The 26,022-nt window shown below is 63.7% G+C and carries 25 protein-coding genes, 1 pseudogene and 1 riboswitch; of the genes and pseudogenes, 13 read left to right on the top strand and 13 right to left on the bottom strand.

Features of this window, described 5'->3' with window-relative positions; genetic code table 11:
* Positions 1 to 30 precede the first annotated feature (30 nt).
* Genes B0G74_RS04200 through B0G74_RS04190 form a run of 3 tightly spaced genes read left to right on the top strand, consistent with a single transcriptional unit; the run spans position 31 to position 2,849 of the window.
* Complete coding sequence (locus tag B0G74_RS04200; protein ID WP_132373780.1) at positions 31 to 933, top strand: ABC transporter permease; 903 nt, start codon at positions 31 to 33, stop codon at positions 931 to 933.
* Entirely contained in the window at positions 930 to 1,976 is a 1,047-nt protein-coding gene (locus B0G74_RS04195; RefSeq protein WP_132373779.1) for an ABC transporter ATP-binding protein, read from the top strand. The genes B0G74_RS04200 and B0G74_RS04195 overlap by 4 nt, the downstream gene beginning before the upstream one ends.
* 45 nt (positions 1,977 to 2,021) lie before the next feature.
* Entirely contained in the window at positions 2,022 to 2,849 is an 828-nt protein-coding gene (locus B0G74_RS04190) for a phosphodiesterase (RefSeq protein WP_132373778.1), read from the top strand.
* Between the two features lie 10 nt (positions 2,850 to 2,859).
* Here B0G74_RS04190 and B0G74_RS04185 read toward each other — a convergent pair whose 3' ends face one another.
* Positions 2,860 to 3,345, bottom strand: coding sequence for a DUF2569 domain-containing protein (locus tag B0G74_RS04185; protein ID WP_132373777.1), 486 nt, complete (start codon positions 3,343 to 3,345; stop codon positions 2,860 to 2,862).
* Between the two features lie 213 nt (positions 3,346 to 3,558).
* On the opposite strand from B0G74_RS04185, the gene B0G74_RS04180 reads away from it, so the two are divergent.
* Complete coding sequence (locus B0G74_RS04180) at positions 3,559 to 4,758, top strand: MFS transporter (protein ID WP_132373776.1); 1,200 nt, start codon at positions 3,559 to 3,561, stop codon at positions 4,756 to 4,758.
* A 21-nt stretch (positions 4,759 to 4,779) separates the two neighbouring features.
* Here B0G74_RS04180 and B0G74_RS04175 read toward each other — a convergent pair whose 3' ends face one another.
* From B0G74_RS04175 to B0G74_RS04155, 5 genes are all read right to left on the bottom strand, one after another.
* A complete protein-coding gene (locus B0G74_RS04175; RefSeq protein ID WP_132373775.1) occupies positions 4,780 to 5,208 on the bottom strand; it encodes a response regulator in 429 nt (142 codons plus the stop codon).
* Between the two features lie 20 nt (positions 5,209 to 5,228).
* On the bottom strand, positions 5,229 to 5,861 hold the full coding sequence (locus tag B0G74_RS04170) for a response regulator transcription factor (RefSeq protein WP_132373774.1): 633 nt from the start codon (positions 5,859 to 5,861) through the stop codon (positions 5,229 to 5,231).
* Between the two features lie 253 nt (positions 5,862 to 6,114).
* Positions 6,115 to 6,687, bottom strand: a complete 573-nt coding sequence (locus tag B0G74_RS04165) for a ferritin-like domain-containing protein (protein WP_132373773.1) — start codon at positions 6,685 to 6,687, stop codon at positions 6,115 to 6,117.
* Positions 6,688 to 6,787: 100 nt separating this feature from the next.
* Complete coding sequence (locus B0G74_RS04160) at positions 6,788 to 6,949, bottom strand: DUF1328 family protein (protein WP_006052455.1); 162 nt, start codon at positions 6,947 to 6,949, stop codon at positions 6,788 to 6,790.
* Between the two features lie 110 nt (positions 6,950 to 7,059).
* Positions 7,060 to 7,236, bottom strand: coding sequence for a DUF1328 domain-containing protein (locus B0G74_RS04155; protein ID WP_132373772.1), 177 nt, complete (start codon positions 7,234 to 7,236; stop codon positions 7,060 to 7,062).
* 243 nt (positions 7,237 to 7,479) lie between these two features.
* On the opposite strand from B0G74_RS04155, the gene B0G74_RS04150 reads away from it, so the two are divergent.
* Both B0G74_RS04150 and B0G74_RS04145 read left to right on the top strand, forming a co-directional pair.
* Positions 7,480 to 8,949, top strand: coding sequence for a sensor histidine kinase (locus B0G74_RS04150; RefSeq protein WP_132373771.1), 1,470 nt, complete (start codon positions 7,480 to 7,482; stop codon positions 8,947 to 8,949).
* A 235-nt stretch (positions 8,950 to 9,184) separates the two neighbouring features.
* Positions 9,185 to 9,319 (top strand): entericidin A/B family lipoprotein, encoded by a 135-nt coding sequence (locus tag B0G74_RS04145; protein ID WP_091792786.1) that lies wholly within the window; start codon positions 9,185 to 9,187, stop codon positions 9,317 to 9,319.
* Positions 9,320 to 9,646: 327 nt separating this feature from the next.
* Here the strand turns inward: B0G74_RS04145 and B0G74_RS04140 are convergent, their stop codons facing one another.
* Positions 9,647 to 10,441 (bottom strand): DUF4397 domain-containing protein, encoded by a 795-nt coding sequence (locus B0G74_RS04140; protein WP_132373770.1) that lies wholly within the window; start codon positions 10,439 to 10,441, stop codon positions 9,647 to 9,649.
* A 356-nt stretch (positions 10,442 to 10,797) separates the two neighbouring features.
* Here B0G74_RS04140 and B0G74_RS04135 point away from each other — a divergent pair, with 356 nt between their 5' ends.
* The gene (locus B0G74_RS04135) at positions 10,798 to 12,855 is read left to right on the top strand and encodes an NADPH-dependent 2,4-dienoyl-CoA reductase (protein ID WP_132373769.1); all 2,058 of its coding nucleotides are present in this window, start codon (positions 10,798 to 10,800) and stop codon (positions 12,853 to 12,855) included.
* A gap of 27 nt (positions 12,856 to 12,882) precedes the next feature.
* On the opposite strand, the gene B0G74_RS04130 is transcribed toward B0G74_RS04135, so the two are convergent.
* The 5 genes from B0G74_RS04130 to B0G74_RS04110 all read right to left on the bottom strand — a co-directional run bounded on the left by B0G74_RS04130 (position 12,883) and on the right by B0G74_RS04110 (position 16,871).
* Positions 12,883 to 13,812, bottom strand: a complete 930-nt coding sequence (locus B0G74_RS04130) for an EamA family transporter (RefSeq protein WP_132373768.1) — start codon at positions 13,810 to 13,812, stop codon at positions 12,883 to 12,885.
* Positions 13,813 to 14,178: 366 nt separating this feature from the next.
* A complete protein-coding gene (locus tag B0G74_RS04125) occupies positions 14,179 to 14,409 on the bottom strand; it encodes a pentapeptide MXKDX repeat protein (RefSeq protein ID WP_132373767.1) in 231 nt (76 codons plus the stop codon).
* Positions 14,410 to 14,527: 118 nt separating this feature from the next.
* The gene (locus B0G74_RS04120; RefSeq protein ID WP_132373766.1) at positions 14,528 to 15,319 is read right to left on the bottom strand and encodes a molybdopterin-dependent oxidoreductase; all 792 of its coding nucleotides are present in this window, start codon (positions 15,317 to 15,319) and stop codon (positions 14,528 to 14,530) included.
* Between the two features lie 40 nt (positions 15,320 to 15,359).
* Positions 15,360 to 15,998 (bottom strand): cytochrome b/b6 domain-containing protein, encoded by a 639-nt coding sequence (locus tag B0G74_RS04115; RefSeq protein ID WP_132373765.1) that lies wholly within the window; start codon positions 15,996 to 15,998, stop codon positions 15,360 to 15,362.
* A 30-nt stretch (positions 15,999 to 16,028) separates the two neighbouring features.
* Entirely contained in the window at positions 16,029 to 16,871 is an 843-nt protein-coding gene (locus B0G74_RS04110; RefSeq protein WP_132373764.1) for a DUF1223 domain-containing protein, read from the bottom strand.
* A gap of 435 nt (positions 16,872 to 17,306) precedes the next feature.
* On the opposite strand from B0G74_RS04110, the gene B0G74_RS04105 reads away from it, so the two are divergent.
* The 6 genes and pseudogenes from B0G74_RS04105 (at position 17,307) to B0G74_RS04080 (ending at position 24,495) form a co-directional block, all read left to right on the top strand.
* Complete coding sequence (locus B0G74_RS04105) at positions 17,307 to 17,717, top strand: GreA/GreB family elongation factor (protein ID WP_132373763.1); 411 nt, start codon at positions 17,307 to 17,309, stop codon at positions 17,715 to 17,717.
* A gap of 151 nt (positions 17,718 to 17,868) precedes the next feature.
* Positions 17,869 to 17,987, top strand: a riboswitch (TPP riboswitch).
* Between the two features lie 93 nt (positions 17,988 to 18,080).
* Complete coding sequence (gene thiC / locus B0G74_RS04100) at positions 18,081 to 20,012, top strand: phosphomethylpyrimidine synthase ThiC (RefSeq protein ID WP_132373762.1); 1,932 nt, start codon at positions 18,081 to 18,083, stop codon at positions 20,010 to 20,012.
* 255 nt (positions 20,013 to 20,267) lie between these two features.
* Positions 20,268 to 20,481: pseudogene (locus B0G74_RS04095) on the top strand (glycine zipper 2TM domain-containing protein).
* A gap of 251 nt (positions 20,482 to 20,732) precedes the next feature.
* Positions 20,733 to 21,230, top strand: a complete 498-nt coding sequence (locus B0G74_RS04090; protein ID WP_132373761.1) for a hypothetical protein — start codon at positions 20,733 to 20,735, stop codon at positions 21,228 to 21,230.
* A gap of 333 nt (positions 21,231 to 21,563) precedes the next feature.
* Entirely contained in the window at positions 21,564 to 23,162 is a 1,599-nt protein-coding gene (locus B0G74_RS04085) for an L-lactate permease (protein ID WP_132373760.1), read from the top strand.
* A gap of 406 nt (positions 23,163 to 23,568) precedes the next feature.
* A complete protein-coding gene (locus B0G74_RS04080) occupies positions 23,569 to 24,495 on the top strand; it encodes a DMT family transporter (RefSeq protein WP_132373759.1) in 927 nt (308 codons plus the stop codon).
* Positions 24,496 to 24,762: 267 nt separating this feature from the next.
* On the opposite strand, the gene bamC is transcribed toward B0G74_RS04080, so the two are convergent.
* Positions 24,763 to 25,995 carry an outer membrane protein assembly factor BamC gene (gene bamC, locus B0G74_RS04075; protein WP_132373758.1) on the bottom strand — a complete coding sequence of 411 codons (1,233 nt, stop codon included), beginning with the start codon at positions 25,993 to 25,995 and terminating at the stop codon, positions 24,763 to 24,765.
* Positions 25,996 to 26,022: the final 27 nt, after the last annotated feature.

The following is a 26,022-nucleotide window of genomic DNA, read 5'->3' as shown; positions in this document are numbered from 1 at the left end:
CCTGGGGTTTCACAACCGGATAACGCACCGATGAATTCCGTCACCGCCTCTCTGCAACCGTCCACCAAGCCGCGCTCACGCTTGCGGATGTGGGATACGAGGACGTGGCTCGCAGCCGGTCAATGGGCCGTCACCCTGCTGCTGTGCGCGTTCCTGATCGTGCCGGTCGTCATGTCGATCATGGCGGGCCTGACGGTCAACTACTTCAAGGGCGTCTCCAGCGGACTCACGCTGCGCTGGCTCGGCGAAGTGTGGACGCAGTATCACGGCTCGGTGTTTCTCTCGCTCGAAGTGGCCGCGGCGACCCTGCTCATCACGCTGCTGACCGGCGTGCCCGCGGGCTACGTGCTCGCGCGCAGCAAGACGCGGCTCTCGCGCATCATCGAAGAGTTTCTGGTGCTGCCGATCGCGCTGCCCGGTCTCGCGTCCGCGCTCGCACTGCTGGTGGTCTACGGCGGCTTCACGATGTTCCGCATGAGCGTGGCGTTCATCGTCGTCGGGCATGTGGTGTTTACACTGCCGTTCATGGTGCGGGCAGTCGCCGCGGTGTGCGCGAGCAGCGATCTGCGCACGCTCGAGGAAGGCGCGGCGAGTCTCGGCGCGAGCTTCCTGCAGCGCTTCGTGACGATCGTGCTGCCGAACGCGCGGCCCGGCATCGTGGCCGGCGCGCTAGCGGTGCTGACGCTCTCGATCGGCGAGTTCAACCTCACGTGGATGCTGCACACGCCCGACACCAAGACGCTGCCGGTCGGTCTCGCCGACACCTACGCGTCGTTGCGCATCGAGATCGGCAGCGCCTATACGATTCTGTTTTTCATCATGACGATGCCTCTGCTCGTCGCCATGCAATGGCTCGGCGTCGATGCGACCGGCCAGCGCAGCGCGGCGAAAAAACGCGCCGCTGCATCTCCTTCGAAGTCCATCACGCCATGAAACTCGCTTCCGTTCCCATCACGCTGACGCAGTGCGCCAAAACGTTTCGCGGCACGCGCGTGCTCGAACCGCTCGACCTGCATATCGACGCCGGCGAAACGCTCGTGCTGCTCGGCCCGTCCGGCTGCGGCAAGACCACGACGCTGCGCATGATCGCGGGTCTGGAAACACCGGATGCCGGCGGCCGCATCGCGTTCGGCGAGGACGACGTCACTGCCCTGCCGATCGAAAAGCGCCAGGTCGGCATGGTGTTCCAGAGCTACGCGCTGTTTCCGAATCTGACGGTACGCGGCAACATCGGCTACGGTTTGAAGATCAAACGCGTGCCCGCTGAGACGGCGCGGCAACGCGTCGACGAATTGCTCGGCATGATGCGTCTCACCGCTCACGCCGACAAACCGATCGATCAGCTTTCCGGCGGCCAGCGTCAGCGTGTGGCGCTCGCTCGCGCGCTCGCCGTGCAGCCGCGCGTGCTGCTGCTCGACGAACCTTTGACGGCGCTCGACGCCCGTTTGCGCGACGCCTTGCGCAGCGAGATGAACACGCTGCTGCGCGAGTTGGGCATCACGACCGTCTACGTCACGCACGATCAGGCCGAAGCGATGGAACTGGGCGACCGCATCGTCGTGATGAGCGCGGGGCGCATCGAGCAGATCGGCTCGCCGCGTGAGATCTACTACCGCCCCGCCAACCGGACGGTCGCGCAGTTTGTCGGCACGATCAACCGGCTTGCGGGCGAGCGGCGCGACGGCATGCTGACGACCACCGGCGGCGCCGTGCCGCTGCCCGCGGGCTCGACGCATGCGAACTCCGCGCACGAGATTTTCTTCCGCCCGGAAGACGCTTATCTTGCCGATCCGGCTCATGCGCAATTGCGCGGCCACATCGAAAGCACCGCGTTTCTCGGCGAACGCACGCGTCTGACGGTCGGCGGCGCCGCGCCGGATGCGTTGCTGATCGACGTGGCCGGTCGCGTGGAATTGGCGCGCGGCACGCCGGTCGGCATTTCCATCGCGCAGGACGCGCTGATTGCGCTATCGTAATGAAGCCGCGCTGTTCTAATAGCGCGCTATAACAAGGACATCCCCATGCTGCTGGCTCAAATTAGCGACCTGCATATCAAACGGCCCGGTGCGCTCGCTTACCGCCGCGTCGACACCGGCGCCTATCTCGCGCGCTGCGTCGCCGCCCTCAATGCGCTCGAACCGCGTCCCGACGCGGTGATCATGACCGGCGACCTCGTCGATCAAGGTGATCCAGAACAGTACGAGCACCTCAAAACACTGCTCGCGCCTCTGGAGATCCCCTACTTCATGCTGGTCGGCAATCACGACGAACGCGCTGCGCTGCGCGCCGCGTTTCCCGATCGCAAGGAATTGGCGAGCGGCGGCGAGTTCGTGCAATACGCGGTCGATGTCGGCCCGCTGCGAATCATTGCGCTCGATTCGATGGTGCCGGGTCAAAGCGCCGGCACGCTGTGCGACGCGCGGCTTGCGTGGCTCGCCACGCAACTCGATGCGGCCCAAGGCAAACCGACGGTGGTCGCATTGCATCATCCACCGTTCGTGTGCGGTATCGGCCATATGGACGACCTGCGGCTCGATCCCGCCGCCGCCGACAAACTCGCGGCGTTGATCGCGCGTTATCCGAACGTGGAGCGGGTGATCTGCGGGCATGTGCACCGGCCGATGTTCGTGCGTTTCGGCGGCACGATCGCGTCCGCGGTGCCGGCGCCCGCGCATCAGGTCGCGCTCGATCTGCGCGAGGATGCGCCGTCGGCGTTCATGATGGAACCGCCCGCGTACGCGCTGCATCGCTACGATCCGGCGACCGGCATTGTCACGCACCACGCGTATGTGGAAAAAGCCGATGGCCCGTATCCGTTCTACGAGCCCGAGGGCGATCTGATCGATTGACGCGCACGGCTCACGCGCCGATAAACGTCTCATGCACGCGCCGGGACGACCTGAAATACGGAATCCCGAGCGCGGCCGCCACGAGAGCCTGAATGAAGCCGTCGTATGGAATGGCGATGTCGATGCCGATTGCGTGCGTCATGTAATCGCCGAGCAGATATGCGCCGGTGCGCAACACGACAATCGCCAGCAGCCACGCCTGGATATGCACGGTAAAACGCGCCGACTTGCGCCACGCAAGCAGCGCCAGCCAGCCGATGCCCGCGACGACGAACACGCCCGTGAGCACGTCGCAGCCCACCATCGCGATCACGGTGCGATACCAGCCGTGCGTTTCGGGCCGCGCGAATACGGCCAGCACTTCCCATTCGAGCATGAGTTTGAGCGGGTCGCGCATCGCGATCGCCGTATGGAGCGCCCACGCCGCGAGGCAAATCAGGGCGACGAGCAGCGAGCCGCCGATGCGTCGAGGTTCGTGTTTCGTGATCGAGGTCATGGAGTCGTTCTAGTAGTCGTCAGTCGGTTAAAGGCGCGCCGATTCTACGAACGAAAGCCGAACGACCATCTCATTTTGTCGGCAAGGCATTCTCAAGCGATCAGTGTCCGCCTTGTCGCTCCGCCCGCCGCCGTCAGCACGATCCGCCGTGCTCCGGTATGATCGGCACGCTTGAGGACCGCGCATGGGCCGGTCCGTCGACTGTCCCCTCTCATGTCCACTTCCAACGCGTCCACTCCCGCTTCCGCCGACCGGTCGTTGCGCGGCCTCCTGTTTCTGCTCGCCACCATCGCCGGTGTCTCGGTTGCGAACATCTATTACAACCAGCCGCTGCTCGACGACTTCCGCCAATCATTCCCGCGCAGCGCGTCGTGGGTCGGCGCGGTGCCGGCCGTCACGCAGCTCGGCTACGCGGCCGGCATGCTGCTGCTTGCGCCACTCGGCGACCGTTTCGACCGGCGCCGTCTGATCCTGTTGCAGATCGCCGCCATTTGCGTCGCGCTGGTCGTGGCAGCCGCGGCGCCGACGCTGACCGTGCTGATCGTCGCGAGTCTGGCGATCGGCGTGCTCGCCACCATCGCGCAGCAAGCGGTGCCGTTCGCGGCGGAAATCGCGCCGCCGTCCGAACGCGGCCACGCGGTCGGCATGGTGATGAGCGGTTTGCTGCTGGGGATTTTGCTGGCGCGGACGGCCTCGGGCGTGATTGCCGAATATTTCGGTTGGCGGGCGGTCTTCGGCGCGTCCGTGGTCGCGTTGCTGGTGCTCGCGGCCGTCATCATGGCGCGTCTGCCGAAAAGCCAGCCGACCTCTACGCTGCCCTACGGCAAGCTGCTGGTCTCGATGTGGCATCTGATCGTCGAGCTTCGCGAGTTGCGCGAAGCTTCGCTCACTGGCGCGGGCCTGTTCGCGGCGTTCAGCATCTTCTGGTCGGTGCTGGCCTTGCTATTGGCGGGCGCGCCGTTTCATCTCGGGCCGCAGGCGGCCGGGCTATTCGGCATCGTCGGCGCGGCCGGCGCGATGGCCGCCCCGCTCGCCGGCAAGTTTTCCGATCGACGCGGACCGCGCGCGATCATCACTCTTTCGATCGTGCTGGTGGCGATTTCGTTCGTCGTATTCGGCGCATCGGCGACGAGCATTGCGGGCCTCGTAGTCGGCGTGATCATTCTCGATATCGGCGTGCAGGCCGCGCAGATTTCCAATCAGTCGCGCATCTACGCACTCAAGCCGGACGCGCGCAGCCGCGTGAACACGGTGTACATGGTGGCGTATTTCATTGGCGGAGCACTCGGCTCCGCCGTCGGCGCAGCGGTCTGGCCGGCGTTTGGATGGATCGGTGTGAGTGTGGCCGGGATCGTATTCGCGGGGCTCTCGGCGTGGAATCATCTGGCGCTTCCCGCGCGCGCGAGCAGCTAGCGCGGCAGTTGCGCGAAGCGCTTATTTGCTGCTTCGCGCAGACGCGTACTCGTGCAACGCGTCGATTACGCGGTCGAATTCGAACGACTTGTCGTAAAAGTGGCGCACGCCATATTGCTCACAGCGCTCACGATACGCGGGCAACGCGTGATTGGTCAGCACCGCGGCGAACACCTTGTCGATCAATCCTTCACGCTGCAAGTAAGCGAGGACCGGCACGCCCGAGCCCTGCTTCAACTGCAAGTCGACGATCACCGCGTCGAAAGATTCGTCGCTCAACAGGGCGATAGCCTGATCCGCGGAATCCGCGTATGCGGCGACTTTCAGCAGGCCGGAGGCGTCGATCGTTTCCACGAGACTTCTGCGGATCAGCGGCGAATCCTCGATCAGCAACACACGCAACGGCGTGTGTTGGGCTGACTCGGCAACAGGGTTCGATTCGCTGTTCATCGGAATATCTCGATCGTCCATTATTCGATCAAGCCATTCTTGATCGCGTAATAAGTCAGATCGGCATTGTTCGCCAACCGCATTTTCTCCAGCACGCGAGCCCGGTAAGTGCTCACCGTCTTCACGGACAAATGCAATTCCTCCGCGATCTCAGTGGGAATCTGCCCCGCCGCGAGCTTGCAGAAAATCTGGAATTCGCGCTCGGAGAGCGCTTCGTGCGGACGCCCCGCGGCCGGCTTGTCGAGATTGTCGGCGAGCGTGTCGGCGACCGCCTCGGAGAGATAACGATGCCCGCGCGCCACCGCGCGAATCGCCCGCACGATCTCCTCGGGCTCGCAGTCCTTGTTCAGATAACCATTCGCGCCCGCGCGCAGCAGATTGATCGCGTACTGACTCTCCGGGTAGCCCGACAGAATCAGCACACCCTGTTCAGGGCGCACCTGCTTGATCACGCGCAAGGTGTCGATGCCGTTCTTGTCCGGCATCGCGATGTCGAGCAGCACCACGTCGAAGGCCTGTTCGCGCACGAGGCTGATGGTTTCGTCGCCGGTGGCCGCTTCGGCCGCGACGCACATATCCGGCTCGTCAGCGACGAACTGTTTGAAGCCACCTCGGACGATCGCATGGTCGTCAGCTATCAACACTCGAATCATCGGTTTAGGTGTCCGTGCAATGAAATCGCTCCAAAGCAGACATTGTAATGATCTCCGGCATGGCGTCTGCCGGATTTGGAAAACCGGGCGGCGCATGCCGGCGCGGGAAACTTCCAGACCCACCCGCGCCCGCTGCGCCGTCCGCCGCGCTGCCTGAACCGGCTAAGCGGGCCGTAATGCACGGAGCCGCCGCTCGCCGTTTTGTTACGGTCCTTCTGTAGGGTCTTCGCTTCTACGTTTTTTGCGCCGCCGCTTACTCACGGCCAGCCAGCAAATCCGCCATATCGTCGGCATGCTCTTCTTCGACGGCGAGAATATCTTCGAACATACGACGCGTGGTCACGTCCTTCTCGCCGAGATAGCGAATGATCTCGCGGTACGTGTCGATCGCAATCCGCTCGGCGATCAGGTTCTCCTTGATCATGTCCGTGAGATTGTCGCCTTCCTTGTATTCCGAATGCGAGCGCGTCTTCAAACCGTCCGGCGCGAAATCCGGCTCGCCGCCGAGTTGCACGATCCGCTCGGCAATGCTGTCAGCGTGTTGCTGTTCCTCTGCGGCATGTTGGGCGAACTCCGCCGCCACGGCCTCGGAATTGATGCCCTTCGCCATGAAGTGGTGCCGCTTGTAGCGCAGCACGCAGACGATTTCGGTGGCCAGAGCGTCGTTGCACAGCTTCAGCACCGTCTCGCGATCCGCGCCATAGGTTTGCGTGACCGGACCGTCGGACATGTGCTTGCGTGCGTCTTCGCGGATCTTTTTAAGGTCCATCACGAACGGATCGCGAGATTGAGATGCCGCGCCCTGGGCGCCAGGTGATTTCGACATTGAATTTCTCCTTTATCCGGTATTGGGGGAACTGCGCATCACGCACGAATCGCGCCTGATGCGCCGGCACAAGGGATCATTGCTGCGAATGACCTCCCGTCTACGTTCGGAATACGCCGAGCAGCAGCGTGACCACGAATACGACGAGGAAAATGTAGAACAGGATCTTTGCAATTTCGGCCGCACCCGCCGCAATGCCGGTAAAGCCGAACACGGCGGCGATGATCGCAATCACGAAAAAGACAATGGCATAGTGAAGCATGGCGACTCTCCTTCTTGTTGTATCTGCGTGGCATTGGCGTACGACGTCGACTGGCGAACCGTTCTCGAAGCTTCGAAGGCGCGGTTCGCGACTGCCTCATTTGAGCAGCGCTAATCAACGATCTTTTTCGTCACCACGAACCCCAGCACGAGAAACACCACGCACAGAATCACAAACACGATGAACAGGAACTTCGCGATCGCCGCCGCGCCCGCCGCGACACCGGTAAAGCCGAGAAGACCGGCGATCACCGCGATGACGGCGAAGAACAACGCCCATTTCAGCATGATGGCTTCCTCCCGAAACATTGATTGAACGATCAGGTCCATCCTATCGATCAGCGACGCGAGGCGCATTCCGACGCACGCCGGTTTTCGTGTGAGAATCCGCTTACATTGGATTACGGCAGCGTTACGGTGAGCGTGTCCACCACACCACCCCAGCGTGCTGCGCCGCGACGGCCGCGCGAGAGCGGCACCGTCGCCGAACGCGGCGGACGTTACACTGATGCCCCATCAGAGGAGCCGAATGTGCCAAATGTGCAGAACGTGCCGGACGCGGGCAATCCTGGGGCCGCAGCCCGGCTGAGCGACTGGATGCGCAATCGCAGCTGGGCGATCGCCATGACGGTGGCGATCGTGATTACCGTGGGCGGCCTCGTGATTCTCGAGACCGCGCGCCAGCGCATTGCCGCCGAGTACGAGACCGCGCTCGAAGCGCGCGACGTCACCGTGCAACTGAGCACGCTCGCAAGCCAGTTATCGCGCCTGAGCGCCCAGCAAAGCGATTTTCTTCTGACGAAGCAGGACGCCGCCGCCCACGAGTTCTGTGCGACCGCCGTGCGCATCCGCCAGAGCGAACAGCAATTGAACCGCTTCTACCGCGGCGGCAAAGCCGACAGCGCCGAGCTCGCCAGCTTCACGCAGATTCTTGGACTGATCGAGGCGCGTATCGGCGCGGGCGCGTCCGCGCTGCAGCGTGCGGCGCCGCATCCGCTCGATCTGTCCGCCTGTGGCAGCGCGAGCGAGGCCAGTCCGGCCGACGCGTCGCTGGTGGACAGCACGCTCTCGCTGCTGCGCGACAACGAGGAACGCCGCGCGCAACACGCGCTGGCCGCGAGCCGTGGCGATCAGCGCATCTCCACGCTGTGCGCAGCGGGTCTCTCGGCGCTGAACATCGTGCTGTTCATTCTGCTGTTTCGCAATCTCGGCATTCAGATCGATCGTCAGGCACGCGTGCAGCGTCAATTGATCACACAACAGGAAGGCCTCGACCAGCTCGTCAACGAACGCACCCGGCAGCTCGAAGCGCTCGGCTGGCACTTGCAGGCGGTCAGCGAAAACGAGAAGACCCAGCTCGCGCGCGAGCTGCACGACGAACTCGGCGCGATTCTGACGGCCAGCAAAATGGACGTGGCGTGGGCCAACCGCAAGCTGAAGGACAGCGAGCCGGACATCTCCGAGAAACTCAAGCGGGCACTCGCCAATCTCGACCAGGGCATTGCGCTCAAGCGCCGCATCATCGAAGACATGCGGCCTACGGTGCTGGCCAACTTCGGGCTCGTCACCGCCTTGCGCACGCTCGCCGACGAAGCCGCGCAGCGCAACAACTGGACGCTCGAACTGCACCTGCCCGCCGACGACATCAAGCTCGACGAGCAAACGGAGATCGCGCTGTTCCGCGTCGCGCAGGAGTCGCTCACCAACGCCGCCAAGTACGCGCGCGCGTCGAAGGTATCGATCGCCTTGCAGGTCGGCGACGGCCAGGTGGCGCTGCATATCGCCGATAACGGCGTCGGCATCATGCCGGCCGATCTGAAGCGCACGCACACGCACGGGCTGCTGGGCATGCGCCAGCGGGTCGCCGCGCATGGTGGGCGCTTCGATATCCGGCGCGGCGTGCCGAACGGCACCGACATCCACGTGGAGATGCCGAGCGTCAGCACCGCGACGCCCTCGATCGATCTGCCGCCAGCTACGCCTTCGCGAACCTCCGTCTAGGACGGGCTTGCGGCGCGCTGCCGGCAGGGTTGTAGGAGTGCGCCGACGCAAACACCGGAGCACGCCTACAACAAAATCGCAGCCCAGCCGACAGCGCCGCCCCCGCCCTTTTTTTACCATGCAATCAGACCGGATCGACTGGCGTAAGCCCCGGTCGGACGACAGCTAGCTCAGCTGGCGCGTGCCGTACAACATGGGCACGTCAACCAATGCATTCTCGACAAGGAGAACTTTCATGAATCGACTGATCGCTTTGCTTCTCATTGCAGGGACAGCTGCGCTCGCCGGTTGCAACACGATGGCGGGGGCTGGGCAGGATATTTCGAAGGGTGGCGACGCCATCACGAACTCGGCTGAAAAGGCCAAGTAAGCAGCGTAAAACCAGGCAGACGCCGGACGCTTTGCTGCGCCTGGATTGCAGGATTGTGAGAGCCCGTCGCGGGAAACCGTGGCGGGTTTTTTTGTGCCCTTGCTTTGGTGTTTCTTTGTGGTTTCCTCGCGGGTGTTTGCCGAAGCCGCGGGTCCTTGTCTGAGCTACGGTTGATAGCCAAGGCCGCATCTGTTTTGCCAAAGCCGCAAACAAAACGGCGACCCACTCGCGTGGATCGCCGCCCCGTCCTCCCCAGGACTTGCCGCCTATTGAGTGCGCTTTTGTTAGCGCCGCTGTTAGCGCCGCTGTTCGCGCTTCCCTCAGCCCTTATTGCCCGTTCAGCGTATTCGTCAATTCGACGCTCGGCGTTTGCGTGTTGCCGTTCTGCGCGACCAGCAGATGGATCTGACCCGGCACGAGCTGGCTCAGCGCACCGGCGATCGGCACCGACGTCACCAGCCAGTCGGCATTGTTCGACAACGTGAAGGCCGGCGACTGGAAGATCGGCGTCTTGCTGCCCGCCGCGGTCGCGATCAGCACGTAGGTGCCGCCGGACACGTAGATCGAATCCTGGCCGCTTGCCGGCACCGCGTTCTTGAAGGCCACACCGGCCATCGTCGGCGAGACGTTGGCGATGTCGGTGGAAGTGGACTGGACCAGATACAGGTCGAGGTTGGTCGCGTTCGCCGACGCGTTGAAGCCGCGCAGACGCGCGCTATTCGAGAGCAGACCCTTGTCGAACGGATCGTCGATCAGGCCGATGTCCGGCGCAGCCAAACCCGGCAATGCGAGCACGGTATATTCGTGGCCCTTCGCGACATCGGGAAAGCTGCCGCTCGCGAGCGCGGTCGTCGTGCCGGTCGCCGAGTAAGCGACCGTGGTCGCGCCCGTGTTGATATTGGTGAGGTTCGTCACACCTTTATAGCTGATGTTCGTCTGTCCCGAGGGCGCAGTGCCATTCACGAGAAAGTCGACTGCCGGGCCGCTGGGAATCGCATGGATGAAATGGATCTCCGGATTGGTCAGCCCGAGCTCCTTGCCTACGTCGTCAGAACCGCCACCGCACGCGCTCAGAACGGATGCAACGGCAGCCATCGCCACCATGGTTCGGATCAGTTTCATTATGTTCACCTTTATTGATTTGTCGGGCTCGCGGCCCATTGATTTTGTGGACGTCCCGCTTCGCACAACACGCCGTCCGGCACCTTGTTCGTTGGTCATACGAACGGTTCAGGCCAGCTCTGCGAAATGAGCACCCCTCCCTGCTGCACATCGCGCCACTTTTCCGAACGGCGCGGTCCGTGTCGATGGACGTTCGCTTTGAGCAATGCGTGTGCCGCGGGCTTCGATATGGCTGGTGGCGGCTGAAGAATGTCTTACGGAGCAACGAGTTGCGAGGATTAGAATTTTTCCTCGGAGGGATGGCAGGCCCGGCGGTGTATTGTTCGTGCGCGCCCAATACTTACATGGTCCTCCGCATGTCTTACCAACATTTACTCGCCGAACTCGACCTCGGCTTCACTCGCTTGCGCAACCGCGTGGTGATGGGTTCGATGCACACCGGCATGGAGGACCGCTTCTGGAATTACCCGAAGCTGGCCGCGTATTTCCGCGAGCGCGCGAAGGGCGGCGTCGGTCTGATCGTCACCGGTGGCATCTCGCCGAATCGCGAGGGTTGGCTGTTGCCGTTCGGCGGCACGCTGAATTCCGTGCTCGATTTGCGCAATCACCGGAAGTTGACCGAGGCCGTGCATGCCGAAGGCGGCAAGATCGCGCTGCAGATCCTGCATGCGGGCCGCTATGGCTATCAACCGTTCGTCGTATCCGCGTCCGCGATCAAATCGCCGATCTCGAAGTTCAAGCCGCGCGCGCTGAGCATCGCCGGCATTGCGAAGACCGTGCGCGACTATGCGCGCTGCGCGCGACTCGCTCAACGCGCGGGCTATGACGGCATCGAGATCATGGGCAGCGAAGGCTATCTGCTCAACCAGTTCCTCTGCCCGCGCACCAATCGGCGCACCGACGCCTACGGCGGCAGCATCGAAAACCGGATGCGGCTCGCGCGCGAGATCGTCGAGCGGGTGCGCGCGGTGTGCGGCGAACGCTTTATCGTCGTGTACCGGATCTCGCTGATCGATCTGGTGGAAGGCGGCAATACGTGGGACGAAACCGTACAGGTCGCCCAGGCGCTGGAAGCCGCCGGCGTGACGATGTTCAACACCGGCATCGGCTGGCACGAAGCGCGGGTGCCGACCATCGTGACCTCGGTGCCGCGCGCCGCTTTTGCTGCGCTGAGCGCGCGATTGAAGGCCGCGGTCAAGGTACCGGTGATCGTGTCGAACCGCATCAATACGCCCGACGTCGCCGAAGCACTGCTCGCACAGGGCGCCGGCGATCTGGTATCGATGGCGCGGCCGCTCTTGGCCGATCCCGAGTTCGTCGTGAAGACCGCCGAGGGACGCACGCATGAAATCAATACCTGCATCGCCTGTAATCAGGCCTGTCTCGATCACACGTTCAAGAACCAGCGCGCGACGTGCCTCGTCAATCCGCGCGCGGGGCGCGAAACCGAACTGATCTACCGGCCGGTCGCCGGAACGCGGGCCGCGCGTTCGATCGCGGTCGTCGGCGCGGGTCCGGCGGGATTGTCCGCAGCGACGGTGGCCGCCGCGCGTGGGCATCGCGTGACACTGTTCGATGCGAGTGCAACGATCGGCGGCCAGTTCAATCTGGCGATGCGCGTGCCGGGCAAGGAAGAGTTCAGCGAGACGATCCGCTATTTTCAGAGCCAGTTGCAGCGACACCGCGTCGACGTGCGGCTCGATACGCGCGTGGATCCCGCGCTGCTCGCCGCCGGCGCTTACGACGACGTGATCATCGCCACCGGCATCGTGCCGCGGCGGCCGGCGATTGCCGGCATCGACGGACCCAACGTGCTGTCTTATGTCGACGTGCTGCGCGGCGCGCCGGTCGGCCAGCGCGTCGCCGTGATCGGCGCGGGCGGCATCGGCTTCGACGTCAGCGAGTTTCTGCTGCATCGCGCGGGCGAGCCGCTGCCGATGCCCCGTGACGCGTGGCTCGACGAATGGGGTGTCGATCTGGCCGTGCGGGAACGCGGCGGCCTCAAGCCGCCCGCGCCGGCCCAGCCGCCGCGGCAAATCTGGCTGTTGCAGCGCAAGGCCGGCAAGCTTGGCATGGGACTCGGCAAGACATCCGGCTGGGTGCATCGCGCGACGTTGGCGAGAAACGGTGTGAAGATGCTCGACGGTGTGTCGTATCGGGAGATCAGCGCGCGCGGCTTGAAAATCGCGCGTGAAGGCGTCGAGCAATGGCTGGAAGTGGACACGATCGTCGTGTGCGCGGGCCAGGAATCGCTGCGCGATCTGCATCCGCAGACGGCAGCGGACGCGAAGGTGAGAAAGGCGGATCAGGGTAACGGTCCGCGCTATCACGTGATCGGCGGTGCGAAGGTCGCGACCGAACTGGACGCAAAGCGCGCGATTCGCGAAGGCGCGGAAGTGGCGGCGGCGCTGTAACAGGCCGTCGCCCGCTTCAAGCGAAACTCAGGCGAGCCCCTTCTTCCGGTAATCGAGCCAGAAAGACAGCCCCACGCTCGTCAGAATCACAATGGTCGCGATCACTGTGGAGTGAGTAACCGGCTCGCCGAGCAACAGCGCGCCGAGCGCTACGGCCACGACCGGATTCACGTACATGCAGCTGCTGGCGATGATCGGGCTGGTGTGCCGGATCAGAAAACCGTACGCGACGTAGGCGGCCATCGTCCCGATCAGCATCAGGTAGATGAACGCCAGCACCGGCAGGAAATGCACCTCGAGCATCCGCTCGCCCGAGACCCACGCGACCAGCGTCGACATCGCGCCGCCCAGGCCGATTTGCAGCGACGTCGAGAGAAACAGGTCCGAGGGCAGCTTCAGACGTCCGGCCAGATGCGCACCGCCCGCCCAGAAAAGTGCACCGCACAGAATCGCCAGACTGCCGCCCGCCGAGCCGGGCGCGCTGTCGCCGTGGCTGAGAATCGCAATGCCGACCAGACCGAGGCCGACCGCGAACCATTCGCCGCGGCCGATCTTGCGCCCCGCCACCGCCGCAATCACCGTCGCGAACAACGGCACGGTCGCGACCATGACCGCCGCGGTGCCGGTGCCGACGGTGCGCATCCCATAGGCGAGCATGCCGCTCGACAAACCGACCAGCATGGTGCCGACGAGGCCGGCATTGCGGATTTCGGCGGCGCTCGGCCAGACCGGCTTGCGGCGCGCCGCGAACACGAACAGCCCTATGCCGGCGAACAGATTGCGCAGCCCCGAGAGCAGCAACGGCGGAAACGAACCCAGCGCGACGTGCACGGCGAGATACGTCGAACCCCACACGAGATAGACGACGGCGAGCGCGAGCGCGATCTGCCCGTTGCGCGACTGCGGCAAACGGATCGGGAAACCACGCGAAAAAAGATTGGGGAGTTGCAGCGACATGCGTTCAACCCGCCCATGCCGCTCGAGGTGCTGCGCCCCCGCTGAAGACCCTGCTGCGGGATGGCGGACACCGCATCGGCGATGCGGTCTGACGGGCGAGGCTGGCGGACATGTCGGTGGAACGGAAGGACGATAGATGGCCAATGGGGCCACAACGCCGCGGCGATCGGTAGAAATCGAGCCACGGCGAACACGCGCCGAATGGTCGGCGCGCATCGCATTATGCAGTAAGCGCCCACGGCGTCGCTTGAAAGAATCGTAACTTTTTGGCGTACTTGCAACAAAAAGCCGGGGACGTGCCCCGGCTTTTCTGTCGCGCAGGCCAACGGCGCGTTCGAGCTATGCAGCTCGCATTATCAGGACGGCTCAGTTGGCCATCGCGCCCGACGCTTCGTGCTTCATGCCCATCGCGTCGCCCTTTTTCATCTTGTCGTGCTTCATCGTGTTCTTCTTCATGCCGTCCTTCGACATGCTGTCTTTGGACATGGAATCTTTCGACATCGCATCGTTGGACATGGCGCCGCTTGCCTGGGCGAATGCGGCGCCGCCGCTGGTCAGGAGAGCGACGGCGAGTGCTGCGATTGCAAACTTTTTCATGAGATGACTCCGAGTGTTGTGGATGAATCAGAACCGGCCAGAGCACTAGCCGGCGTATTTCCGAAGCTTCTGCCGCCTGGGGTCGCGCAGCCGTTTCAGCGGCGCCGACCCGCGCGCGTCAGGAGCCTCCGAACCAGTTGTAGCCCTGGTCGACCCAATAGCCGCCAGGGTACGTATTAGTGACGAACATCTCGACGATGTGCTTCGGATTCTTGTAGCCGAGCTTGGTCGGCATGCGCAGCTTCATCGGGAAGCCGTATTTCGCGGGCAGACGCTCACCGTCGTACGAAAACGTGAGCAGCGTCTGCGGATGCAGGGCGGTCGGCATGTCGATGCTTTCGTAGTAGTCGTCGGCGCATTTGAAGCCGACGTACTTCGCGCTGGTGTCCGCGCCGATGCGCCGCAGAAAGTCGCTGAACGGCGTGCCGCCCCAGCGGCCGATCGCGCTCCACCCTTCCACGCAGATATGCCGCGTGATCTGCTCGGCGTGCGGCAGCGCGTACAGCTCGGGCAAGGACCAGACGCGCTGGCCGGTCACGAGTCCGCTGATCTTCAGCCGGTAATCGGCACCGTTCACCTCGGGCACGTCGTCGATGCCGTAGAACGCGTTGAACGGAAACGGCCGCGTGATCTGCGCTTCGGTGTAGGTCGGCGCGAGTTGCTTCGGATCGAACAGCGCGGCCTGCGCGCGGTCGTTCAGGCGTGAGACGGCGGTGAGAAACTTGTTGACCGAGTCGTCGTCGGTGAGCGAGCAGCCGGTCAGCATCGACAGGCCGCCGAGCGTCAGAAGCCGTTTGCCGAACAGGCGCCGCGACGGCATCGCGAGTTCGCGGCGGGCGTCGATCAGGATCGATTCGCGGTCGAGTTTCTGGCTGATGGAGCGAGTGGGGTTTCGAGCGGGTTTGTTCATGATTCGGTATCCGTAACGTTCGCTTACGCGGATAAATGGCTCAGCGTCCGCGCAACATGGCGAGCAGCGAGCGTGGCACGAGCGCCACCATCACCAGATGCACGGCGATGAACGCGGCCATCAGCGACATCGCGCAGAAATGGACGATGCGCGCGTTGTCGTAGCCGCCCATCAGTTCACGCAGCAGCGGAAACTGCACCGACTTCCAGATCGCGAGACCCGAGAGCACCAGCACGATCAGATCGCAGACCACGAACAGGTAGGCGAATCTCTGCACCGCGTTGTAGACGCGTAGGTCGGCGTGCGACAGCTTGCCGGTCAACGCGGCGATGAAATCGTGCAGCACGGCGCGCGGCGACACCGGCAGGAACTTGCGCACGAAGCGCCCGCTTGCGAGGTTCAACGCGAGATACAGCAAGCCGTTGAAGACCAGCAGCCACATCGCCGCGAAATGCCATTGCAGCGCGCCGCCGAGCCAGCCGCCGAGCGTGATGCCGGTAGGAAAACGGAACGCGGGGAAGATCGGCGAGGCGTCGTAGATGCGCCAGCCGGAAAGCATCATTATGATGGCCGCGAGCGCGTTGAGCCAATGCGTGAGACGCACCCACAGTGGATGGATCGCACTGCTTTCCGGCTTGGCCGGCGGTGCGCTGTCGCGAAGAGCATGATGAGTTGCCATGAGAATCTCCTGTGTGCGCAGAGGCGGTGATCAAGGGCACGCGGCCAGTTCGGCCACCTGCAGGACCTCGCCGTTCGCCGCGTTTTCGACGAAGGCGACCACACCGAACCGGTCGGCGGGCGCGTTGACGCTGGCATCCGCGGCGGTGTCCTGGATGCGGATATCGCGGCGGATCTGCGCGCTGCCCGCGACCAGCGGCACCGGGCCGATCCATTGCCGCACGACTCGTTCGTGATGCAAGGTGGCGCCGCGGTTTTCGCCGGCGCCCACTTGCGAGCTCAGCGAGTTTTCATAAACGGCCAGGTAGGCGTCCAGTTGGCCCCCTGTGTCCGCTGCCTTGCTGGTGAATTGCGCCGCGACATTGAACGCGCCCGGCGCCTGCCCTTTGAGCTCCAGCGCGACATTCGCTTGCGCCGGCTCGGCGACGACCTTGCCGACGCGGCTCTGAAAACTGTCGCGTTGCGACCAGCTGCGCAATTCGCGTCCGGAGACAAAGATTTCCGGCGTGTAGATGGTGTGGCCGCCGGCAAGATCGGTGAGCGTTTGCTGACGTTCAGTAAAGCGATGTTGCGAGAAGCGGTCAGTCCAGCCGAGGCTGTTCCAATAGTCCACATGCAGCGCCAACGGTACGATGCTTTGCGCCGCGCCGCTATTCTTCCATTGGCTCAGCCAGTTATCGGCGGGTGGGCAGCTGTTGCAGCCTTCGCTGCTGTACAGCTCGACCAGCGCCACGCGATGCACCGGGCTATGCGCGCTGCAGATGGCGCCGGCGGCAGTCGCGAGGCCGCTGGCCGCGAGCATGGTCAGCGCGAGGCCGAGCGCGATGATTCGGGTGAAGCGCCGACAGTCTCGGCGGGGTGCGGCGGTTTGCATGACGTGCTCCGATCAGGATCCGCACGTTTGTCGAATCGCACGGCCGGTTATGACAGTCCGTTTCCAACTTTTTTCTTGAAACTCGACCGAGTCGAGGGACGCACGACCCCGTGCTAACATTGAGCTTTCGATCGCGCCCATTCAGATTGATGGCGGCGCCCTCTTCACTCTCTTTCGCTACCTGCCGGCTACCTCGATGCGCTTTCCGACTTCCCGTGCCTTCTTCCGCTTGCGCCCCCGTCGCGCAACCGGTTGCGCGCGCGCGGAACTCATGCCGCGTCGCGCCGGTGAGCCGTCCCGAACGCTCCCGCTCCACGCCGCCCGGCGCCCGATCTAACGCTGCTCGCTCCATTGCCTGGGCCGCGTTGTCGGGCTCCGGGCCGATCTCATCCGCACGCTGTCCCCTCAAATGCAGATCGAATTGGAGTACCCCTCGTGAAAAAGACGAAAACCTGTTACCTCACCGAACTCGACGTCGCCCGTCTCGAGAAACACGCCGCCGCGCCCGGCGCGGACACGCGTTTGCAAGACATGCTCGACGACGTGCTGGAACGCGCCGTGATCGTCGAGTCGCGCGAGATACCGGCCAACGTCGTCACGATGAATTCGCAAGCCACGCTGGTCGACGAAACCAGCGGCGAGCACATGACCTGGACCGTGGTTTATCCGCCCAATGCGGACTTCTCGCACGGCCGCCTGAATGTGTTCTCTCCCGCCGGCCTCGCCTTGCTCGGCGCCAAACGCGGCGAGCGCATCCGCTTCACGCCGCCAAGCGGCACGGAGAAAGTGCTGAAGCTGGAAAAGATCCTGTTTCAACCCGAAGCCGCCGACGATTTCACGCTGTAAGCAACGCTCGCGCGCAACGCAAAATTTTTGCCGCAGCATCTCCGGCTGCCCCGTCAATTCAAGAAAAGTGCGTGGCGGCCCGCTGTTATATCCATCATCCGACTTTTCAAGATGGGTTGCCAAGCAGCGGGCGGCCGGTGTATCGTGTGCGCTGCTAACGCGGGGGTCCTGCGTCGCACGGAGGTTGGAGGTCCGTGCTGCGTGGGTGAGAAATACCCTTTGAACCTGATCTGGATAATGCCAGCGCAGGGAAGCGTACGGATTTCGCACCTTGGCTCTATCGCCTCATCTCTCGCGAATTCCGACTACTTCCGTCTCGTCTCCTGCTTAGCGGCCCCACATAGCTTTGCATAGGAGATACAGATGAACGCCAATCCGAAGTTCCTTTCCGCCGACGCCCACGTCGATGAAGCCGCTGTCGCGCCGCTGCCGAATTCCCGCAAGGTCTACGTGACTGGCTCGCGCGCCGATATCCGCGTGCCGATGCGCGAGATCTCGCAGGCCGACACGCCCGACAGCTTCGGTGGCGAAAAGAATCCGCCGGTCTATGTCTACGATACGTCGGGCCCCTACTCGGATCCGGAAGCCAAAATCGACATCCGCGCCGGTCTGCCCGCACTGCGCCAGGCCTGGATCGAAGAACGCGGCGACACCGAAGCGCTGACGGGTCTGTCGAGCGACTTCAGCCGCGAACGCGCCGCCGACACGGCCACCGCCGATCTGCGCTTCCAAGGCCTGCACCGTACGCCGCGCCGCGCGATCGCCGGCAAGAACGTCTCGCAGATGCACTACGCGCGTCAAGGCATCATCACGCCGGAAATGGAATACATCGCGATTCGCGAGAACCAGCGCCGCGCCGAGTATCTGGAGAGCCTCAAGACGAGTGGCCCGAACGGCGAAAAGCTGGCGGCGATGATGGGCCGCCAGCATCCGGGCCAGGCATTCGGCGCAAGCGCGTTCGGTCCGAACGGCCTCACGGCGATCACGCCGGAATTCGTGCGAGAGGAAGTGGCGCGCGGCCGCGCGATCATCCCGAACAACATCAATCACCCGGAAAGCGAGCCGATGATCATCGGCCGCAACTTCCTCGTGAAGGTGAATGCCAACATCGGCAACTCGGCGGTGACGTCCTCGATCGGCGAGGAAGTCGACAAGATGACGTGGGCGATCCGCTGGGGCGGCGACACGGTGATGGATCTGTCGACCGGCAAGCACATCCACGAAACGCGCGAGTGGATCATCCGCAATTCGCCGGTGCCGATCGGCACGGTGCCGATCTATCAGGCGCTCGAAAAGGTCAACGGCAAGGCCGAAGACCTGACGTGGGAAATCTTCCGCGACACGCTGATCGAACAGGCCGAACAAGGCGTCGATTACTTCACGATTCACGCGGGCGTGCGTCTGCAATACGTGCCGCTCACGGCCAGGCGCATGACGGGCATCGTCTCGCGCGGCGGCTCGATCATGGCGAAGTGGTGCCTCGCTCACCACAAGGAAAGCTTCCTGTACGAGCACTTCGAAGACATCTGCGAAATCATGAAGGCCTATGACGTGGCCTTCTCGCTCGGCGACGGCCTGCGTCCCGGCTCGATCTACGACGCCAACGACGAAGCGCAGCTCGGCGAATTGAAGACGCTCGGCGAACTCACGCAGATCGCGTGGAAGCACGACGTGCAGACCATGATCGAAGGCCCCGGCCACGTGCCGATGCAGCTCATCAAGGAGAACATGGACCTGCAGCTGGAATGGTGCGACGAAGCGCCGTTCTACACGCTCGGACCGTTGACGACCGACATCGCGCCGGGCTACGACCACATCACGTCGGGCATCGGCGCGGCGATGATCGGCTGGTTCGGCACGGCCATGCTCTGCTACGTCACGCCGAAGGAACACCTCGGGCTGCCGAACAAGGACGACGTCAAGACCGGCATCATCACCTACAAGCTCGCCGCGCACGCCGCCGATCTGGCGAAGGGCCATCCGGGCGCGCAGGTGCGTGACAACGCGCTCTCCAAGGCGCGCTTCGAATTCCGTTGGGAAGACCAGTTCAACCTCGGTCTCGATCCGGACAAGGCGCGCGAATTCCACGACGAAACGCTGCCGAAGGACTCGGCCAAGGTCGCGCATTTCTGCTCGATGTGCGGCCCGCACTTCTGCTCGATGAAGATCACCCAGGACGTGCGCGAGTTCGCCGCGCAACAAGGCGTCACCGACGACGAAGCGCTGAAGAAAGGCATGGAAGTGAAGTCGATCGAGTTCATGAAGAAAGGCGCTGAGATTTATCAGCGGCAGTAAGGTTCGGGGCGCGGATCGAGCGTCGTTGTTACGCCACTCGATCCGCCAGACCACTGCGTCGCAGCATCGAAGCCCGCCACTGGCGGGCTTTTGCGTCTATGGCGTCCGGGCACGCCGCATGCTAAATGGAGGGAAACATTTGATTACGAAACCGTCGGTTCGCTGACAAGCGCATACATCCGGATACGGGATGCGGCGATAACATCAAATGCAAGGACGGGACTACTTCCAACCATAACTACTGGAGTCGACATCATGAAATCGATACGTCAAATCGGTACGTTTGCGGCCATCGTGGCAGTCGTGGTGAGCCTTTCCGCATGCGAAAGGCATGAGCCGTCAGGGGCGCGATACGGCAATCGGCGCGGGCTTGGGTGGCGCGGCAGGCGCGGCGATCGGCGGCAATGCGCTGTCGACCATTGGTGGCGCGGCGGCGGGCGGGGTCATCGGACACGAGGTGGGCAAGTAAGGGGTACGGCGGGTCATCGCGCAATGTTTATGTATGAGGCAAGCGTGAGTTGTGCGACGCCCGGCGCACGAATAACTCGCGCAGCCGCTCTCGGATAACACTAGTGACGCGCCCTCGCTTCGAATCGCGACGCGCGCTGCAATGAGGTGAAATAAGCCGTTACGGTTTTGCAATCCTCTGGGCGCGGCGACGGCGTAAGCTGGTGCCGTGACGCCCCTAATGGCGGCGTTCGATTCAACCAGGAGCGCGTCATGAAGTCCCGCCTCATCAATACGGTGTGCGCGATCGGCCAGCGGTTGCCGCTGCGCTTTTCCAGGTCTCTCCCGCGTCTTTCGCAAACAGGCATGGCGCTCGGTGGCGCGGTCTGTGTACTCACCTTGTCCGGTTGCTATTACCCGTACGGCTACTATCCGGGCGGCGCTTATCCATACTACGCCACGGTGCCCGCAGCCGGTACCCAGCAGGCGGTGCCGGTCGGGCAAGACGATTCCTCCGCCGCGCAACAACAGCAACAACAGCAGCAGCAACAGCAGGCGCAGACGGGCCAGCAAGGCCCGCCCCCGACTTACGCGGTCGCCGCCCCGCCCGTTTATGTGGCGCCGCCCTATCCCGCCTACTACCCGCCGCCGGTCTATCCGGCTTATTACGGCTATCCGGGCTGGTATGGACCGTCGGTCTCGATCGGCTTCGGCTTCGGTGGCTACTGTTGCGGCCACGGTGGATGGGGCGGTCACGGCCATTGGCATTGACGCCCGCCGGCGCAGTCCAGGTTCCTGATCTTCACTCGGTGCGCTCGCACGGCAGATTCCGGCCGTGCGGTGCCTGCACGGCATCGCGCAGTGCGTGCCGCGCCGCCCAACCCGCGCAAGACGCGCTCCCAGCGCCCATCCGCATCGCCCGTAGTTTCCCTTCTTGACGCGGCCCGACTGGGTTCTATGCTTGGTAGGCCGCACGCAGTACCTGTTTAAATAAGCGATCCCGGCCGCTCCCACGTGCCGCGGACGCCCATCCGTCATGCCAGATCGACGCGTCCCGTAGTGCGTAGTGCCGCGTCGAGTCCGAACAACAACGAAGGAGACGTGATGTTTCACCAACTACTCACTCCGGTCGGCAACTCGCTATTGCCATCGTTTCTAGTCGCGGCGTTACCGATCATCGTCGTGCTGCTTCTGCTTGGCTGGGCGCGCCGGCCGGCATGGCAGGCGTCGCTCGCGGGGTTGATCGTCGGCCTGATCGTGGCGATCCTTGTCTGGCAGTTTCCAGTGGGACTCGCGGTCGATTCGGTGGTCGCCGGCGCGGTGTTCGCCTGCTGGCCGGTCATGTGGATCGTGTTCACCGCGATCCTGCTTTACAACATCTCGCAGCGCTCGGGCCGCTTCGCGGCCTTTCGCATGTGGATGATCGACAACCTGCCGAACGACCGGCGCGTAGTGCTGGTGGTGATCGGGTTTTCGTTCGGCGCGCTGCTCGAAGGGATTTCCGGCTTCGGCACGCCGGTCGCCATCACCAGTTCGCTGCTGATTCTGCTCGGCTTTCCCACGCTCGAAGCGCTCACCTTCACGCTGATCTTCAATACCGCGCCGGTCGCGTTCGGCGCGCTCGGCGTGCCGATCACCGTGCTCGGCGCGGTCACGCATTTGCCGGCCGATTCGCTCGCCAAGATGGTCGGCCGCCAGTTGCCGTTCTTCGCCTTCCTGCTGCCCTTCTATGTGATCAGCGTCTATGCGGGCTTTCGCAACATGCTGCGGGTGTGGCCGGTGCTGCTGGTGTCGGGCGCGAGCTTCGCGCTGACGCAGTTCGTCGCGTCCAACTATGTGAACTACAGCCTGACCGACGTGTTGTCGTCGATGGTCTCGCTCATTCTGACGATCGCCTTCCTGCGCGTCTGGAAGCCCGCGGCGGATCCGAAGTTCGCGATCAACATCGACCGCGTGGGCGAAGTGCGCGGCAAGATCGGCGGCGGCCAGGGCTGGTATCCGTGGATCATCGTATCGGTGGTGGTGATCGTCTGGACCGTGGCGAAGATCTTCCTGATCGGCGACGTCAAGGTGCCGTGGCCCGGCCTCGACAAGGCCGTGTTCATCACGCTGTACAACACGCCGTACGGCGCGGTGTGGGACTTCCAGCCGCTCGCCACCGGCACCGCCATTCTGGTCGCCGCGCTCATCACGGCGTTCGTGGTCAAACTGAGCCCGCGCGAGTTCGGCGCGGCCATCGCCGACACGTGGGTGCAGACGCGCATCGCCATCCTGACGGTGGCGACCATTGTCGGGCTCGCGTATCTGATGAACTACTCTGGGCTCACGTACACGCTCGGGCTGGGCGTCGCGTCGGTCGGACCGTTCTTTCCGCTGGTGTCGGCGTTCCTCGGCTGGGTCGCGGTGTTCCTCTCCGGCAGCGACACGTCGGGCAACGCGCTGTTCGGCAACCTGCAGGTGGTGGCGGCCAATCAGTTGAATCTCAACCCGATTCTGATGGCGGCGACGAACTCGTCGGGCGGTGTGATGGGCAAGATGATCTCACCGCAGAACATCTCGACCGGGGTGGCGACCACCGAACTCAAAGGCAAGGAAGGCGTGGTGTTCGCCAAAACCTTCAAGCATTCGATTCTGTTGACGGTACTGCTTGGTGTGCTGGTGTGGCTGCAGCAGAATTTCTTGCAGTGGATGATTCCGCACTGAGGCGGGTTGGGCGGGTTGCTCAACTCTCACAACCCGCCTGGTAGGATGCACTCTCGCCAACCGGCGGCCGCGCGCTCACTAGCGCGCGCCGCTTCAAGGATGCGAGGATGACCATCCCGACCATTTGCCGCTGATGCGCTGCCGCAAAATAACTCACGCTTCTTCGCTCGAGCCCCTATCCTTTCTTAGCGCTTCGTCCCATCCCACCGCCTTGATCGCAATATTTCTCACATCAGCGTGAGAATTGCTCGTTTTGCCCAGAGCGCCGCTGCGCTTACGATGGACAATTACCAGACGCCTTGCCTCTCCCATATCTTGCCGTTTCATTCCAGCCTGAAACGTTTCGCATGATTGCGCTGCTACGATGCGCAGGCGTCTCGACTCAACCGCGCGCGGCGCCACCTCGATGAATGCTAAAAACCTGCTGCAGTTGCTGATCCTCGCCGCCCTGTGGGGCGCCTCATTCCTGTTTATCCGCGTCGGCGTCACCGACTTCGGCGTGGCGCCGTTGATGGCGCTGCGCGTCGGCATCGGCGCGGCGTTTCTCGCGATCGTGCTGATCGCGCGACGCCCCCTGGGCCAATCCGCGACGATCCTGCGCACCCGGGCCTTCCCGCTGCTGGTGGTCGGCATTCTGAATTCGGCGGCGCCCTTCTGTCTGTTCGCCTATGCGGAGTTGACGCTGTCAGCCGGCGTCACGTCCGTGATCAATGCGAGCACGCCGCTGTGGGGCGCGCTGGTCGGCTTTCTGTGGCTGCGCGACCGGTTGAGCGCGCTGCGCACACTCGGTCTGATGATCGGCTTTCTCGGTGTGCTGATGCTGGTGTGGGATCAGCTCGCCGCGCCGAACGGCACGCCGGCCACGCCGCTCACCACCGCGCTCGCGGCCGGCGCGGCGCTCGGCGCCACGCTGCTGTACGGCATCGCCGCCAACTACACCAAGCGCCATCTGACCGGCATCGACGCGCTGACTGTCGCCACCGGCACGATGACCGGCGCCACCATCGTGTTGCTGCCGCTCGCCGTCATCTACTGGCCGGTGGCGCCGATCTCGCTGCACGCATGGGGCGCGGTGATCGCGCTCGGCGTCGCCTGTACCGGCGTCGCGTATATGTTGTTCTTCCACCTGATCGCGGTGGCCGGACCGGCGCGTGCGATTACGGTGACCTTCGTCATTCCGATCTTCGGCATTCTGTGGGGCGCGTTGTTTCTCGGCGAAAGCGTCTCGCCCGGCATGCTGGAAGGTTGCGGCGTGATTCTGGTCGGCACCGCGCTCGCCACCGGCGTGATCAAGCGTCTGCCGTGGATCGGCACCCGCCGCGCCGACACCTGAAACCCGCTTCATGTCGCGCGACGCTTGCCCCGCGTCGCCGACTCTCCTCTTTCCCGCCATCAGGCCGGCCGCAGTAACGAATCACGCATGGCCATCTCCCGTCGAATTCCGGTTCGGACCGGTATTCAGGGAACCATGCAAAAAGACGCGCACGCGGGTTGACCGCGCTCTTGTCGGCCACGCACTGCGTGAAACCCAAGGCATAAAAAAACCCGCCCGGCGTGATCGCCGGGCGGGTTTTCAGACAGCGTTCCAACTGCTGCAGCCTTAGTGCAGCTGGTCGGACATCAAACTCATGATCTGCTTGGCCTGCGGGCTCTGGTCGATGGCGCCCTTGTCGTCGACCACAGCCACGCGCGTCTGGTTAGGCGTTACCGCGCGCACGTTCACCATATACTGCTTGGCAACTTTTTCCTTCTTGCCGTGGAAAACCTGGCTCCAGAAGCCCTGTTCGGCCGACGACATGTCCTTCGGATCGACGTAGCGCACGAAATACAGGCCGCGGGTCAGATCGCGGTCGTCGACGGTGAAGTTGCTGCGGTCGAGCGCGAGGCCCACGCGCAACCATGCGCGGTCGTACGGCTCGCCGAGCGTGAGTTCCGTCGACGAGAGCTGAGCGTCGGTGCCGTTCGCCGCGTCCCCAGCCGGCATGGGTTGCTGGGCGGACAGCGCGACGTTTTGCGCCGCCGTGGCCGCCGCCGCCGACTTGGCGCCCGCCGTAGCCGTGTTCGGCGCCGTTTGCGCGCCGGCCGACAGGTCGGCGTTTTGCGCGTCGGCCGGTTTCGAACGCGAATCGGCCAACGCCAGCGCCGCCATCAGCCGCTTCAGATATTCCTGTTCGAGGCCCGGATCGTTCGGCTTCGGCACCCACGTGCTCGAATCGTTGTTCGTGCCGGTCAGCGCCTCGCGCATGCCCTTCTGGCTGACGAACACGTACGTGCCGCCGTTCGGCGCCGCTTCCAGGCGCGTGCGGTACTTGTTGCGCTCCGAGGTCACGTAGCTGTTGCCCATGGCCTTGGACAGCGTGTTGCGGATCAGGCCTTCGTTGATCTGCGCGTGCGTTTCGTTCCAGTCGGTTTCCATCACGCCCTTGTCGCGCTGGTCGACCACCAGCAGGAAGCCCTGTTCCTGCCAGAAGCGGCGGATCTGCGGCCATGCCTGCTCGGGCGCCTTGTTGTCGATGACGAGCCAGCTTTCCGTGCCGTCGCGCTGGATATGCATGCCGTTGACCGCCGGCGCCACCACCACGGAATTGGCCGACGGGGCTTGCGCCTGAACCTCTTTGAGCGCGGACAACGAGGTTTCGCCGCCCTGCGGGGGCAACGAACGCTGATCGGCCGTCTCATCGATCATGTTCGGCGGTACGGCAAGTGACACTTGCTTCGATTTCGAGTCGCTCTTGTAGTCGACTTTGGTCGGCGACGAGGTGCCGCAGCCGGCGACCAGACCGCCTGCCATCAGCATTACTGCAAACCGCTTGGTAAGACGAAGATCAGTCATGTTCGGGGAATCCTTCCGCTACGCCAC

Origin of the sequence: Paraburkholderia sp. BL9I2N2, assembly GCF_004339745.1 — a bacterium.
Taxonomy (GTDB): domain Bacteria; phylum Pseudomonadota; class Gammaproteobacteria; order Burkholderiales; family Burkholderiaceae; genus Paraburkholderia.
This window is presented reverse-complemented; position numbering and strand designations above follow the sequence as displayed.